Here is a 14,380-nt window from a genome sequence, read left to right as displayed (position 1 = left end):
TATTGCTGATCCGGCAGCTTTAAATAGAATCGCTTTTAATTCTTTATCCCTCAGTTTGCTGTCGAAGCCAATTCGTGCTTCCAATAACCACTTCGACAAGCTTACTTCAACAAGCTATTGGAGACATTATACTATGAACGCAAAGTTCAGTTTGAGCGCAGCGAAACCTGGAAAAGAAAAGTTCCCTCTTCGGGGCCAGGGGAATTACAACCGCTCCCTTTCAACGGCATCAATGCTACGCTCGTTATCGCTTAGCCTGAAGTTTCCGAAGTTATATTTAAAACCAATCCGCACATATTGCGTTTCCTCCTGCGCCAGGTAGGAATTGTCCTGATTAAGATACCTGGAAGTAAGCCTTGTATTGGTTCTGTTCAGGATATCTTCAATATTAAGCGTTAATACCGCCCGGTTATTCCACAGACTTTTCCGTAAACCTACAGAAAGCATTGCCATAGGCTCGAGCTGATAAGATCCCGAAATAAAATCTGAAATATACACGCCAGTAAGCGTTCCGGAGAAAGTACCGTCTTTGGAAAGCGTAAAGCTATTGTACAATTGCCCGTAAAATCCGTCGACATTGTTGGTCACTTCCTGATTTCCGCTTTCTATTGCCACAAAAGTATTTTCATCATGAAAAATCGATGTATAAGCCTGGGCATACCAGAAACCTGTGATCGAGCGACCATGCAAAATATCTATTCCGTAGGAAACGCTGCCCAAAAGGTTCACGCTAACTCTTCTCAGATTCTGCGAAGCATTGTTCTGAAAAGAAAGAATTTCAGGCGAATTGCCGTAATCCCTGTAGTATAAATCGAAGAAGTACTGATTCTTCAGCGTATAATTTAAAGTGAAATTGTTACTGATGGACGCCCGCAAGTTCGGATTTCCTGCGTTATAATCGTTTTCATTAAGGAAGTACCGGAAAGGATTCAGACTGTTATAATTGGGCCTCCTTATCCTGCGGCTGTAATCCACGCTAAAACTGTGATTCTCTGAAACCTGGTACTGAAGGTAAGCCGTTGGAAATAATTCAAAATATTCCTGACTGTTAACCTCATTCATAGAAAGGGAATTGCCCTCTAAATCTGTATACTCCCCGCGAAGTCCTCCTTTAAAACTCCATTTTTCCCAATCGCGCTGAATGCTTGCGTAAGCAGCATAAACTTTTTCGTCATAAAGAAATTCATCAGAAAATTTATCGTACAAAGGCTGAAGCGTTGCGGCATTAAAATAGTCTATAGCACTTTCAGAATTTATGGACGAAAGTTTAAGTCCGCTCTCAAAACTGGCTTTTCCAAAAGACGAAGAATAATCGGCCTGGGCGGTGTAAATTTTGATTTCCTGGTTTGCATCTGTATCAAAAATTATATTCTGAATAAAATCTCCGTCTTCATCAAAATAATCTGAATTCACTGTCTGCATGCGATCCTGATCATAAGCCGTAAAATGTCCTTTTGCTGAAAACTGAGCACCACTTTCAAAATCGTGGGTGTACTGAAGGTCAAAAGCCAGGTTTTGCTGATCGGTTTCAACATTACTATCAGTCACCAGCGTAGAATCCAATACTCGCTGCGCATCCCGAAATTCGGAATAAACATCATTATCCCAATCAATATTGGGAGAAACCAGGAGATTCGTGGTAAAACTAAGGGTGTTTTTATCGTCCAGATAGTAATCAAGAATAGCGTTGGCATTGTGCGCCTGAGACCTTGTTACGCGGTCAAAATCTGTATTCCAGCGGGAGAAAATATCTCCATTATTATTTCTGAAGTTGATATGACTGTCGTCCTGCTTGATCTCCTTAAGCGGACTGAAACTGTAGTTCGCAAATACGTTGAGCTTTTCAGTTTTGAAATAGTGACTGGTCCCGAACTGGTATTTTGGATAAATCGCCTGGGTATAATTACCTTCAAGGCTACCCTTATAACCCGGCGTAAGTGTTTTTGTAGTATTAATGTTTAAAATAGCACCACCTTCAGCTTCATATTTTGCAGGAGGATTGGTAATAACTTCAATAGATTCAATATTTGCTGCAGAATAACTTTCCAGCAGCGTCTGCAACTCGCCCGAGCTTAGCTGTACCTTCCGGTCATTAATATAAACCGTCACCGCTTCATTCTTTACAAGTAGATCTCCCTGCACCTGGATAACTCCGGGAGTGCTTCGTAAAATATCCCAGGTGTTTCCGGTGGAAAGCGTAGTATTTTCCACATCAAAAACAAGACGATCTACCTGTTTTACAATTGTGGGTTTTCGGGTAGTGATGGTTACCTCATCCAGATCTGAAGATGATTCGTACATCTGGAGAGTATTTAAATTGGTATTTCCATCTACATTTATCCTCTTTTCATATTCCTCATAGCCAATAAAGCTCACCTTTATAAGGTAATCGTCAGCTTCAACATTACTTATAATAAAATTGCCTTTTTCATCTGAAACTGCACCTTTATAAAAAGTAACCGAATCCTGAGCGCTTAGCAATATTACATTGGCATAAGAGACAGGTGAGCCGGTTGCCATTAATTTACCCTTAACTTCATTTTGAGCATAGGAATGGTTAAAGGCTAGAAACAGCAGAAAAAGCAGGGGGGAGACTGTGCACTTAAACATTTAAATAAGCTTCTAAATATCAAAAAATCACGCAAATATAAACTTTCCTAAATAATAGCTTATACATTTAGTAAAAACCTTGAATTATTTGCAGAATAACGAAAACAGGCCGCATTAAAATAGTAAAAATGTCCTGTAAAGTCTTAGAATTGCGGGTATTGCAATTACTGTTAAACCGTCTCCAACATTAAATTTATTGCCCAAACTAACCGGAAGTTTTCCAGAAGCCATAGATTTCCCTGCTATAAAGCCGGCCGTCACTTCTTGTGCTGTTTCAGAATCCTGGTAAGCAAGAATTAATCCGTCAGCATTTTCAATTCCTTCAATTTTAGCAATAACATAGGGATTTTTAAAAAGACTGAAAATGGTATTTTTTCTGTTACTAAGCTGAAGGATCAGATCTTCAACATCTTCAGAAAAACTAATTTTATTACGCGGCCGCGATTGTGTATCGTGAATCGCCACAAGGAGGACATCGAAATTTGCCAATTTTCGTACTATATCCTGAACCTCCTCTTCCCCCGCTTCTTCTGAAAGCTGAAAATTCTCCAACTCATAATTCTTTTTCAGGGTCTTCTGAAAAGTTGATTCCTCTTCTACTCCTATGGAAAGTGACGCAATTTTTTTCTTCTTCTTCTTCTTCTGCTGAAGCGGTAGCAGTGAATTTTCATTTTTAAGAACGGTTAAGGATGCTTTGGCAAGTTTTTCATGAAGCTCCTTTGCCTTAGGAGTATTAATTTCCTTTAAAATATTTTGCGTTTTTAACGGCCGATAATTATCAAGCCCAACCCACTGTTTTATAGCTAAAATCTTCCTGCACCTGGCATCAATTTCTTCCTGCGTAATTAATCCGGCGTTGATTGCCGCACGCACTTCTTCAATGGCTTTTGGAACATCCTCGCTGTATTCCAGCATATCGTTTCCCGCCAGAATTGCATCTTTATCCACAACTCCGGGAAGATTTCCTAATGTTACACCCTTCATGTTCATAGCATCTGTCACAACCAAACCTTTATACTCCAGTCTCTCTTTTAAAAGTCCGGTGATAATAGGTTTGGAAAGCGTGGAAGCAACTCCGGTGGAATCTAAAGCTGGAATATCCAGGTGTGCGACCATCATTCCTCCCACTCCCGCATTAATAAGTTCTTTAAACGGATATAATTCCAGCGAATCCAGTCGCGGAAACGGATGATTGATCTGCGGAAGTGCATAATGCGAATCTGTATCGGTATCTCCATGACCGGGAAAATGTTTTGCTGTGGCCAATACCTGCCCATCCTGTAAGCCCTTCATATAGGCAATCCCTTTTTGAGAAACATTAAATTTATTTTCTCCGAATGATCTATAGTTAATCACCGGATTTTCAGGATTGTTGTTTACATCTACCACCGGGGCAAAATTAAGATGCAGTCCAGCCCTTTTTATCTGCCTGGCAATTTCAAGTCCCATCTTATAAATTAATTCCTCATCCTGGATTGCCCCCAATGCCATCTGGTATGGATAACTAATCGTGTTGTCCAGGCGCATTCCCAGCCCCCATTCTGCATCAATCGCTCCTATCAATGGAACTTTAGAAGCTTTTTGGTATTCATTTATCAGTTTTACCTGCGCTTCGGGATCACCCTGAAAGAACAGTAGTCCGCCTACTTTCTGCTCCTGCACCAGTTTCAGGATTTCCCTTTTGTGCTTCTCTCCCCTGTTGGAAAAAGCCGCCACCATAATAAGCTGGGCAATCCGTTCGTCTGGCGTTAAGCTGTTCATCACAGAATCTACCCATTCACTTTTCTGAAACTTCAGAAACTCCGGATTTTCAGGTTTTGATTGTTGTGACCAAACCGAAACGCTGCTTAAAATTCCGGCTACAAACATTACAATTTTACTCTTCATACTGCTATCTCTTCTGAAGCCTAAAATAGGTAAATTGATTTGTAAATGCTTTTTTAAAGTAAAATGAATCGGTTCGCAAATTCTTGTAGGGTTTCTTAAACCTTGCAGTAGGTGAAATCAGAAAAAGCTTTATTAAAACCTTAGCGGACTTTCTCTTAAAGGAAAGTTCTTTTTGATATTTTTACCGGAAACAATTCCACGGTTTCTATGAAAAGCATTAGCATTAGAAAAATCTACCGCCTCACTTCCCTTCTTTCGGTATTATTAATTCTGAATTCCTGCGCCACAAATCCCTACTCCAAAACGAACAGGGTTTATATAAAGCAAACAAAAGCTTTTGCAAAGGAACTAAGAATTTCTCCTGAAGAGGAAATTGATAAAAATCCGGATATAAAATATGGTGAAAATTGGGTGGGAACCACAAATTTTAATCTAAGAAGGCCCAACTATGTTGTCCTTCACCATACCGCCCAGGATTCTGTAGAACAGACTTTGAACACTTTTGTAACGCCGGAAAGGCAGGTGAGTGCCCACTATGTAATTGGTCACGACGGCGAAGTTTACCACATGCTCAACGATTATTACCGAGCATGGCATGGCGGAGTGGGAAGTTGGGGCACCACCACCGATCTTAATTCCACTTCAATAGGAATTGAGCTCGACAATGATGGTTTTGAGGAATTCAGCGAGGCGCAAATTGAAAGTTTGATTGCAGTACTTAAAATGCTGAAGGAGAAGTACAAGATTCCGGCGCAAAATGTTATCGGCCATGCCGATATTGCGCCTTCCAGAAAGGTAGATCCAAGTATTTTTTTCCCGTGGAAGCGATTAGCTGAAGAAGGTTTCGGAATATGGTACACTGAAGAAGTTGTGGAAAACCTTCAGATGGAATCCGAATTTTTCAATACCGATAAGCAGTTGCTGTTGATGCAGACAAATCCTCCAGGCCGAAAATTGCCATTTTTGGACCGTCTCCTTTTTCCAAATATAGTTCCGTCAGATTTCAATTACGAAGACGCCCTGAAGATTATTGGCTATGATACGTCCAATTTAACCTCAGCAATCCAGGCTTTTGAGCTTCATTTTATTCAAAAAGACGTAAACGGAGTGCTTAGCGACCACGATTTGAAGGTGCTTTACAATCTTTATAAGAAATCCTTCTAAAATAAGCCGTTTTTACCCGATAATCGGGATTTAAACACTGCTGTTTGGCCAGTCCCCAGGCACTTTAGTCGTCCGAAGAAGATGTATTGGTGAAAATGTCCTTTTTCCGAAGGTAAGTCAGCCCCTCACCCTCCTGGTCCAGCAAACGCTTGGTCCTTAGGTAACGGTTGTAGTTAAAATCGTCGTAATTAGGCGCCTCTTTAGCCACACTGCTCACATGAACGCTTCCGGAAGAGTGAATAAACTCATTGTTCCCAATCCACATGCCTACATGCACTACTCTTTCTGAAGTTGAATCTGTAGCCGGTCTCCCAAAGAACAAAAGATCGCCGGGGATCAGATTTTCAAAATTTCGGGTGGAATCGATGAGTTTTCCGGTGTTTACCTGCTGGGAAGCATCCCGCGGAATCACCATTCCGTTTAAGAAATAGACCGTTTTTGTATATCCGCTGCAATCCACGCCTTTTGCCGAGGTTCCTCCCCATAAATATGGCAGTCCCATTAGTTTTTTGGAAGTTGCAATCAGGTCTTCGCCTTCAGGATTAAGATTTTCCAGCCAGTCCATATACTTTTTAGCTTCATTTTGCTGAATATAAGCCGTCCTGCCATCAGGATATTCCACCTGAAAATAACCGTTTTCTTCTCCGGAAAGTTCAAAAATAGCGCCTGCAACCAAATCTGAAACAACTCCTGAAGCCTCATCTGCTTCAGCATAAGAATTTCCGAAAGGCTGAAGGTAAATGAGCTTTTCTGAAGATTTCCATTCCTCAAATCCTGTGTCAGAAAAAATCTGAACTCCTCCCCCATCGACCCAGGACAAATAATCGTCTGGCGTCTGGATCAAATACCAGTTATCTTCCTTTTTGTAAACTTTTACCGGAGTTCCAAGCGTCGCCTGCGTCACCAATTCCGAAGAATGCGCAGCTTCCCCCCGAAGATTCGCAACAGAAATTTTAATAACTCCGTGCTTCATATCCTCCATTTCCTCCTGCGGAAGAATTTTGATGCTATCCCGGAAATTGACATTTTCGGCCTCTAACTTTTCTTTGAGGTTGTTCACGGCTTCGGGAAGGTTAGATTCTCCTTTTAAAATGTAAACATCCTCCCTCTTTTCCGCCTGAATATCAAAAAGTGCCACCCGTTTATCTGGCGCAAACTCCTGTCGCACCTCAGCAATGGTTTCTTCTGCTTTATTCTCGCTGTTTTCCTCTTTTTGATCACAGGAAATTGTAACAAATAATAGAAAAAGTCCGAGTAGCTTTATGTTTTTCATCGATTTCATCATGGTCATTCTTTAAATTTATCCGTACTATCCAAAGGCACGAAAATTGGCAAATTTGAAGGTCCTCCTTTAGCGCTCAAAAATTTTTACTGAACAAAATTTACTGAAGCACAATTTCTTTAAAATTACTTTCATTTCCGGTACGATCTACGGCTGTTATTCCGATTTTAGTGAAATTTTCGGCATTGTGCAATGTAAAATCCCGTTCATTCTGATTCAAAATCTTATAATCCCATCCGGAATTTTCATATTTGAAATATAATACCCATCTGAATACATCTTCCAAATCCTGATGCTCCCAGTTTAGCGCTAATTTATCTTCAATTTTGGAAATATTGAACGTTGGAGCTTCCGGAGCTTCGTTATCCAGCCACGGACTCGCAGGTACCAGCGCTTTTTTCCGGTACGGGCCTTCTTTTAATGCATTTGCCAGCTCCGGGTTCTTCATAATCGGGCCTACATTCCAGTGCACCGCTCCCCGACTGTCAAGAATTCCGCGGGTAATCATTATCTGGTTTATAATTTCATCGGTGTCCTTTTCCTTTTCTTCTCCAATAAGCGCATCGTTCATACCCGGCCATAAATGCCTGTTTTCGGTATTTTCATCCTTCCACCAACTCAGCAGAACCGGAAAACTCTGCGGCAACTGATTGATTTTCCAGTACAACTGCGGCGTAAAATAATCTATCCAGCCTTTATTTAACCACAATTTCGCATCTGCATAAAGTTCGCTGTACTGGTCCATGCCTTTTATAGAAGCAGGATAGCCGGGACGCCAGATTCCAAAAGGACTGATGCCGAATTTAACATGCGGTTTTTCAGCTTTAATTTCAGAATAAATCCGTTTTACAAATTTATTTACGTTGTCCCTTCTCCAGTCGTCTCTAACAAGTTTCCCGCCTTCAGTTTTATAATCCTTCCAGCTAATTTCATCCGGAAACCCCTCTTTTCCATTATAAGAAGCATACGGATAAAAATAGTCGTCGAAATGAACGCCATCGATATCATACCGCTTAACAAGGTCCATCACCACTGCAGCAACATGATCCTGTGTACCCTGTTTTGCAGGATCCATCCACCAAAAGCCATTTTTAAGCTTCGTCACCAATTCCGGTTTTGCTTTTACCAGCGACTTTTCTGAAACTTCGCCGCCGGTGGTGTGATGTGCCCGGTAAGGATTTAACCAAACATGCAATTCGAGTCCGCGGTTATGTGCCGCTTCTGTCCAAAATTTTAGCGGATCATAAAACGGTTCCGGCTCTTTCCCTGCTTCCCCGGTAAGGAAATAGGACCATGGTTCCAGCTCGCTTTGATATAAAGCATCTGCCTGCGGCCTTACCTGAAGGATAACCGCATTAAAATTGTGCTCTTCCAGAAAATCGAGAATCTCCAGCGCCTCCTGTTGTTGACGGCTTGTGGTTAAATTCCGTTGACTTGGCCAGTTGATATTTGCTACTGTAGTGACCCACGCAGCACGAAATTCGGCTATTTTAAGCGGGGCTTCAGATTTTACAATTTTCTCCTCTACAACTTCAGGAAGTGCAGGCGGCGGTGGTAATACGTTTTCTGGTAAAGGCAGTGTATCTTTTGCTTCCGGTTTAGTAGTTTCCGAAGGTTTAGAAACCGCTGATTTTGTGGTTTTACAAGAATTCAGCAGCAACATACTGCAGAAAAATATAGCAATGAAAAAAATTCTTTGGGACATGGACTTTAATATGCTTTAGCTTCTTTTATAAACAGACAATACTTTTCTTACACTCTTGTGCTCTTCCAATAGTTTTGCGGCCTCTTCTTCTTGAATATTAAGTTCCTCCATAATCATTCTCGTACCGCGGCCTACCAGCTTCTTATTGGATAACTGCATGTCTACCATTTTATTACCTTTTACGCGCCCAAGTTTAATCATCACGCTGGTAGAGATCATATTCAGTACCAGTTTTTGGGCGGTTCCGGCTTTCATCCTGGTACTTCCGGTAACAAATTCGGGTCCGGTAATTACCTCTACCGGAAATTCTGAAGCTGCTGCCAACGGACTCCCGGCGCTGCAGGTAACGCAGCCGGTGGAAATTCCGTTTTTTCTTGCATCCTGGATTCCGCCAATTACATACGGTGTGGTCCCCGAAGCTGCTATTCCTACGAGTACGTCTTTTTCTGATATTTGATGTTGCTGAAGGTCTTTCCAGGCCTGCGCTGTATCATCTTCGGCATTTTCCACAGCTTTTCTTAAAGCTCCGTCGCCCCCGGCAATGAGTCCGATTACTTTATTGTGGTCCACACCAAAAGTCGGCGGACATTCTGAAGCATCGAGAACACCAAGCCTCCCACTGGTTCCGGCGCCAATGTAAAAAAGCCTTCCGCCCTGCTCCATTTTCTGAACGATAACTTCCACTAGCTTTTCTATTTCGGGAATAACTTCTTCAATAGCTTCAGGAACAGTTTTATCTTCCGCATTAATATTGGTGAGCAACTGCTGAATGCTCATTTTTTCCAGGTCGTTGTATTTTGATGATCTCTCGGTATCGGGTTTATTTTCTTCCATTTAAGATTTTGTGACAGCGTAATTTGATAATATTTTTTCTGAAGTTCTTATTTATTTCTGAATATGAGATATTTATGCTTTTCTGATCTTATGCCCGGCGAGGGCGTAATAAAGAATAAATAAATATAGCGGTACCACAACCCAATAAGCCGATTGTTGGTCACCAATTCCTGCAAGAGCCCCGTAAGCCAGCGGTATAATTGCACCTCCGGCAATTCCCATGACAAGTAAAGAGGAAACAGTTTTGGTGAGCTTTCCCACATCAGCCAGGGCCAAAGGCCAGATCGCCGGCCACATTAGAGAATTTGCCAACCCGAGGAGAGCAATAAGCGCTACCGAAAGGAAACCGGAAGTAAAAATTGCCCCTAAAGCAAATACTACTCCCAGGATAGCACATACTTTTAAAGCATTTTCCTGTTTTATATACCTGGGAATGGCAATAATACCAATAATATATCCCGCAATCATAGCTATCATAGTTCCTGTAGGAAAACCTTTTGCTGTCTCGAAATCAAATCCCTGGAAAATTCCATAATCAATGATGGTATCGGCGGCAATTACTTCTACTCCTACATATATAAACAGTGTAATCACGCCGAGGACAGCATGAGGGTAATCCCATACACTTTTATTCTCTTTTGAAGAATTTTTGTCCTCTTCCTCTTCAGCCTCCACTTCCGGAAGTCCTGATTTATATACCCAAAGTGCTAAAAGAAGCAAAACAGTAATAATTCCTATATAAGGTGGAATTACTCTTAAAGCCATCGCATCTAAAGCAGCTTCATTTGTAGTTCCGACAAGTTCTTCAGCTTTGTCCAATTGCAGGAAGAATCCGATGATGATGGGAGCGGCTGCCCCTGCAAGTTTGTTACAAATCCCCATGATGCTAATCCGTTTTGCAGCACTTTCAGCTGGTCCTACGATTGTTACATAAGGATTAGATGCCGTTTGCAGAATTGCCAGTCCGCTACCAAGTACAAAAAGCCCTGTCAGAAACAAAGGATACCATCGGGTAATTGCTGCAGGAATAAACAGCAGTGCCCCTACAGCCATTAAAACCAAAGCGAAAGACATTCCCTTTTTAAAACCAAAGAAATTTAAGGTTCTGCTGGAAACCGGTGCCATAACTACATAGGCAATGTAGAAGGCAAAGGTTACAAAGTAAGACTGAAAAGTGGTGAGTTCACAGGCAATCTTGAGATATGGAATTAACAGCGCGTTTAACCAGGTAACAAATCCGAAGATAAAAAAGAGCGCTCCAATAATAATTATAGAGCGATTAGTACCTTCTGAAGAACGTCCTACTTTAGAATCTTCTGCTGTATTTAATTTTGCCATATGGAGATTTTGTTGCTGTTATTAACAGATTTAAAGTACATGAAAAGTAAATTTTCTTTCTTCGGAACAAATTAAGAATATCTTTTTTCAAAAAAGTAAGTTAAATTACACTAAATCTGTGACCGGTATTAATATATGATGTGTCTCTTCACATCATAAGTACTAAAAGTTCCTATTATAGAAAGGTTTAAAACCCTTTGAAATTTGAACCTCCGGACGAATTTATCACTGCGTTACAAATATTCTTTAAAGACTTGTAAATAAACTATATTTGTAGCCAATTTTTGCTGATCTTTTTTTCAGATCTACAACATTTAAATTATCGATGAAGAACATACGTAACTTTTGTATTATCGCCCATATTGACCACGGAAAAAGTACCCTGGCCGACCGGTTGCTGGACTTTACCGGATCGGTTACCGATCGTGAGAAGCAGGAACAGCTTCTTGACAGTATGGACCTGGAGCGCGAACGTGGAATTACTATTAAAAGCCACGCCATCCAGATGGATTATGAATATGAAGGTGAAAAATATGTGCTGAACCTCATCGATACTCCCGGCCACGTGGATTTTTCTTATGAAGTTTCCAGGTCTATTGCTGCCTGCGAAGGGGCTTTACTGGTTGTAGATGCCGCACAGAGTATTCAGGCGCAGACCATTTCCAATCTTTATCTTGCTCTGGAAAACGATCTGGAAATTATTCCTGTTCTTAACAAAGTGGATTTGCCGAGCGCTAATCCTGAAGTTGTGAGCGACGATATTGTTGATCTTCTCGGCTGTGAACATTCTGATATTATTCCTGCCAGTGCAAAAACCGGACTGGGAATTGAAGAAATTCTGGCTGCCATTATTAAACGTGTACCCGCGCCAAGCGGGAAAGTAGATGCTCCTTTGCGGGCACTTATTTTTGATTCGGTTTATAACCCTTTTCGTGGTGTAGAAACCTATTTCAGGGTAATTAACGGCTCTATTAAAAAGAATCAGAACATTAAATTTGTTGCTACCGGCAAAAATTATTCTGCAGATGAAGTAGGAACTTTACGATTAAAACAATTTCCGAGGGAAGAAATTAAAACCGGCGATGTTGGATATCTTATCACAGGCATAAAAGATGCCCGGGAAGTAAAAGTTGGAGACACCATTACCGATGCTAAAAATCCGACTACGGAAGCAGTAGCAGGTTTTGAAGATGTAAAACCAATGGTTTTCGCCGGGATTTATCCTGTAGACACTGAAGATTATGAAGAACTAAGAGCTTCGATGGAAAAGCTTCAATTAAATGATGCTTCCCTTGTCTTTACTCCTGAAAGTTCCGCAGCCTTAGGTTTTGGTTTCCGATGTGGATTTTTGGGAATGTTACACCTGGAAATTATTCAGGAAAGACTGGAACGCGAATTTGATATGACGGTAATCACAACCGTACCAAACGTATCTTACCAAGCCTACACTAATAGAAATCCCAATGAAGTGTTGCTGGTAAACAACCCTTCGGATTTACCTGAACCTTCCTCATTAAACCGTGTGGAAGAACCATTTATAAAAGCTACGATCATTACAAAATCTGATTATGTTGGAAACGTGATGTCACTTTGTATTGAAAAAAGGGGAGAAATTACAAATCAAACTTATCTCACTACAGAAAGGGTAGAATTATCCTTTGATATGCCACTTGCTGAGATTGTTTTCGATTTCTATGACAGGCTCAAGACCGTTTCCCGTGGCTATGCTTCTTTTGACTATTCACCAATCGGAATGCGGGAGTCAAAACTTGTAAAAGTAGATGTACTTCTGAACGCTAATACGGTAGATGCACTTTCTGCATTGCTTCACGTAGACAATGCTTACGATATTGGTAAGAAAATGTGTGAAAAACTGAAGGAACTTATCCCAAGACAACAGTTCGATATTCCAATCCAGGCGGCAATCGGAGCAAAAATTATCGCCCGTGAAACCGTAAAAGCATTGAGAAAGGATGTTACCGCGAAATGTTATGGTGGTGATATTTCCCGTAAACGTAAACTTCTTGAAAAGCAGAAAAAGGGTAAAAAACGTATGCGCCAGGTAGGAAATGTGGAAATCCCGCAGGAAGCTTTTATGGCGGTTTTGAAGTTAAATGATTAGTCAGACTTTAGCCTGTAGTCGATAGACTGTAGCTTTTTTATTTTCTGGAAAGATATTTCATTAAAGATGTTATCATTTTGGATAATTCTGCCAGATCTTTTCTGTAAATCTCATATTCTTCTGAATGAATATAGTTTTGTCGTTTTGCAATTTCTATACAGACTACACATTCTTTAACTGAATTTAAAGAAATTTGGAGATAACGGCGGAATTCTGGGTTTGAACTACCTGAACCTTCTGCAATATTTAGAGATATAGAAATGGCAGCTCGTCGAAATTGTGAAGTTAGTCCATAAACCTCTTCCTTTGGAAATTCCCTTGTTTGCGCATAAATTTTATCAATCAAGGTTAATGACTTTTGATAAACTTTAAGTTCCTCAAAATTAAATTTTTCCATTTCCATTTATCTAGATCTAAATACCTATAAGCTTTAGCTTGAAGATACATAATCATATGATTTCTTAACTCTTAATTCATTTCTTAAATTTGTACTAAATCAAATTAGCCGGTAGCATTTTCTACAGCCTACCGTCTACAGACTAAAAGCTAAAAAAAAATGGCCGGACATAGTAAATGGGCAAATATTAAGCACCGTAAAGGAGCGCAGGACAAAAGAAGGGCGAAACAGTTTACAAGGGCAATAAAAGATATTAGTGTTGCTGTAAAAGAAGGTGGAGGACCAGACCCTGAAGCTAATCCTGCGCTGCGTAACGCCATTTCCAATGCCAAGGGTGTAAACATGCCCAAAGACACTATAGAACGCGCTATAAAGAAGGCCAGCGGCGCCGATGCCGACAATTATGAACTGGTTACTTTTGAAGGTTACGGCCCTAACGGAATTGCTTTTTTCGTGGAGTGTACCACAGACAATACCAACAGGACGGTTGCTTCTGTAAGGTCGATATTTGCCAAAAACGGAGGTAGTCTTGGAACCAATGGTTCACTGGAATTTCTTTTCGACAAAAAAGGTGTTTTTGTACTGGAAAAGGAGAAAATTGAGTGGAAAATGGAAGAACTGGAGCTCGAACTTATAGAAGGAGGCGCTACAACCATTGAAAAAGAAGAAGATTATCTCACAATTTATACAGAATTTACAGATTTTGGACTTATGTCTTCAAAACTGGAGGAATTAGGCATTGAACCTAAAAATTCTGAGGTACAGCGAATCCCCATGAACACCATTGAACTTCCGGTTGAGGATGCAAAGAAAATACTTGCTTTAGTAGATAAATTTGAGGAAGATGATGATGTGCAGAATGTTTATCACAACCTGGAAATCAACGATGAATTGATTTCTGCAATGGAAGAATAGCCTTCAGGCGCAGATTATGGAAGTCTTGAGACTAAGATTGAAAATTGGCAATTTTCACCTACATCTTCAGTTAAAAATTTTTCTCTTTCAGAAGATATTTTTAGAGAATTGTTTACTTCAGAATAA

The 14,380-nt window shown here is 40.6% G+C and carries 10 protein-coding genes; 3 read left to right on the top strand and 7 right to left on the bottom strand.

The window, feature by feature from the left end:
* Positions 1-204: 204 nt before the first annotated feature.
* Together RM541_RS04185 and RM541_RS04180 are read right to left on the bottom strand one after the other, a co-directional pair.
* On the bottom strand, positions 205-2,520 hold the full coding sequence (locus RM541_RS04185) for a TonB-dependent receptor domain-containing protein (RefSeq protein ID WP_311498961.1): 2,316 nt from the start codon (positions 2,518-2,520) through the stop codon (positions 205-207).
* Positions 2,521-2,724: 204 nt separating this feature from the next.
* A complete protein-coding gene (locus RM541_RS04180; RefSeq protein ID WP_311498960.1) occupies positions 2,725-4,497 on the bottom strand; it encodes a glycoside hydrolase family 3 protein in 1,773 nt (590 codons plus the stop codon).
* Positions 4,498-4,704: 207 nt separating this feature from the next.
* Between RM541_RS04180 and RM541_RS04175 the strand changes: the two genes are divergently transcribed.
* A complete protein-coding gene (locus RM541_RS04175) occupies positions 4,705-5,661 on the top strand; it encodes an N-acetylmuramoyl-L-alanine amidase (protein WP_311498959.1) in 957 nt (318 codons plus the stop codon).
* Between the two features lie 64 nt (positions 5,662-5,725).
* Here RM541_RS04175 and RM541_RS04170 read toward each other — a convergent pair whose 3' ends face one another.
* The 4 genes from RM541_RS04170 to RM541_RS04155 form a co-directional block, all read right to left on the bottom strand.
* A complete protein-coding gene (locus tag RM541_RS04170) occupies positions 5,726-6,934 on the bottom strand; it encodes a C40 family peptidase (protein ID WP_311498958.1) in 1,209 nt (402 codons plus the stop codon).
* Positions 6,935-7,043: 109 nt separating this feature from the next.
* Positions 7,044-8,648, bottom strand: a complete 1,605-nt coding sequence (locus tag RM541_RS04165; RefSeq protein WP_311498957.1) for a glycoside hydrolase family 10-like protein — start codon at positions 8,646-8,648, stop codon at positions 7,044-7,046.
* Positions 8,649-8,663: 15 nt separating this feature from the next.
* Complete coding sequence (gene murQ, locus RM541_RS04160) at positions 8,664-9,482, bottom strand: N-acetylmuramic acid 6-phosphate etherase (protein ID WP_311498956.1); 819 nt, start codon at positions 9,480-9,482, stop codon at positions 8,664-8,666.
* Positions 9,483-9,554: 72 nt separating this feature from the next.
* A complete protein-coding gene (locus RM541_RS04155; RefSeq protein WP_311498955.1) occupies positions 9,555-10,820 on the bottom strand; it encodes a sugar MFS transporter in 1,266 nt (421 codons plus the stop codon).
* Positions 10,821-11,145: 325 nt separating this feature from the next.
* On the opposite strand from RM541_RS04155, the gene lepA reads away from it, so the two are divergent.
* Positions 11,146-12,942, top strand: coding sequence for a translation elongation factor 4 (gene lepA / locus RM541_RS04150; RefSeq protein WP_311498954.1), 1,797 nt, complete (start codon positions 11,146-11,148; stop codon positions 12,940-12,942).
* A gap of 37 nt (positions 12,943-12,979) precedes the next feature.
* Here lepA and RM541_RS04145 read toward each other — a convergent pair whose 3' ends face one another.
* Positions 12,980-13,345: a four helix bundle protein gene (locus tag RM541_RS04145; protein WP_311498953.1), complete on the bottom strand. Its 366-nt coding sequence runs from the start codon at positions 13,343-13,345 to the stop codon at positions 12,980-12,982.
* A gap of 153 nt (positions 13,346-13,498) precedes the next feature.
* Between RM541_RS04145 and RM541_RS04140 the strand changes: the two genes are divergently transcribed.
* Positions 13,499-14,254 (top strand): YebC/PmpR family DNA-binding transcriptional regulator, encoded by a 756-nt coding sequence (locus RM541_RS04140; protein WP_311498952.1) that lies wholly within the window; start codon positions 13,499-13,501, stop codon positions 14,252-14,254.
* Positions 14,255-14,380 lie beyond the last annotated feature (126 nt).

Origin of the sequence: Autumnicola psychrophila (assembly GCF_031846645.1) — a bacterium.
In the GTDB taxonomy this organism is placed as follows: domain Bacteria; phylum Bacteroidota; class Bacteroidia; order Flavobacteriales; family Flavobacteriaceae; genus Autumnicola; species Autumnicola psychrophila.
The sequence above is the reverse complement of the archived record's forward strand: the minus strand, read 5'-3'. Positions and strand labels throughout refer to the sequence as shown.

What these genes read in the sequence shown, in the direction of transcription:
- RM541_RS04145 (WP_311498953.1), bottom strand. Translation starts at nt 13,345, where the DNA reads ATGGAAATGGAAAAATTTAATTTTGAGGAACTTAAAGTTTATCAAAAG.
- RM541_RS04175 (WP_311498959.1), top strand. Translation starts at nt 4,705, where the DNA reads ATGAAAAGCATTAGCATTAGAAAAATCTACCGCCTCACTTCCCTTCTT.
- murQ (WP_311498956.1), bottom strand. Translation starts at nt 9,482, where the DNA reads ATGGAAGAAAATAAACCCGATACCGAGAGATCATCAAAATACAACGAC.
- RM541_RS04140 (WP_311498952.1), top strand. Translation starts at nt 13,499, where the DNA reads ATGGCCGGACATAGTAAATGGGCAAATATTAAGCACCGTAAAGGAGCG.
- RM541_RS04165 (WP_311498957.1), bottom strand. Translation starts at nt 8,648, where the DNA reads ATGTCCCAAAGAATTTTTTTCATTGCTATATTTTTCTGCAGTATGTTG.
- lepA (WP_311498954.1), top strand. Translation starts at nt 11,146, where the DNA reads ATGAAGAACATACGTAACTTTTGTATTATCGCCCATATTGACCACGGA.
- RM541_RS04185 (WP_311498961.1), bottom strand. Translation starts at nt 2,520, where the DNA reads ATGGCAACCGGCTCACCTGTCTCTTATGCCAATGTAATATTGCTAAGC.
- RM541_RS04180 (WP_311498960.1), bottom strand. Translation starts at nt 4,497, where the DNA reads ATGAAGAGTAAAATTGTAATGTTTGTAGCCGGAATTTTAAGCAGCGTT.
- RM541_RS04170 (WP_311498958.1), bottom strand. Translation starts at nt 6,934, where the DNA reads ATGAAAAACATAAAGCTACTCGGACTTTTTCTATTATTTGTTACAATT.
- RM541_RS04155 (WP_311498955.1), bottom strand. Translation starts at nt 10,820, where the DNA reads ATGGCAAAATTAAATACAGCAGAAGATTCTAAAGTAGGACGTTCTTCA.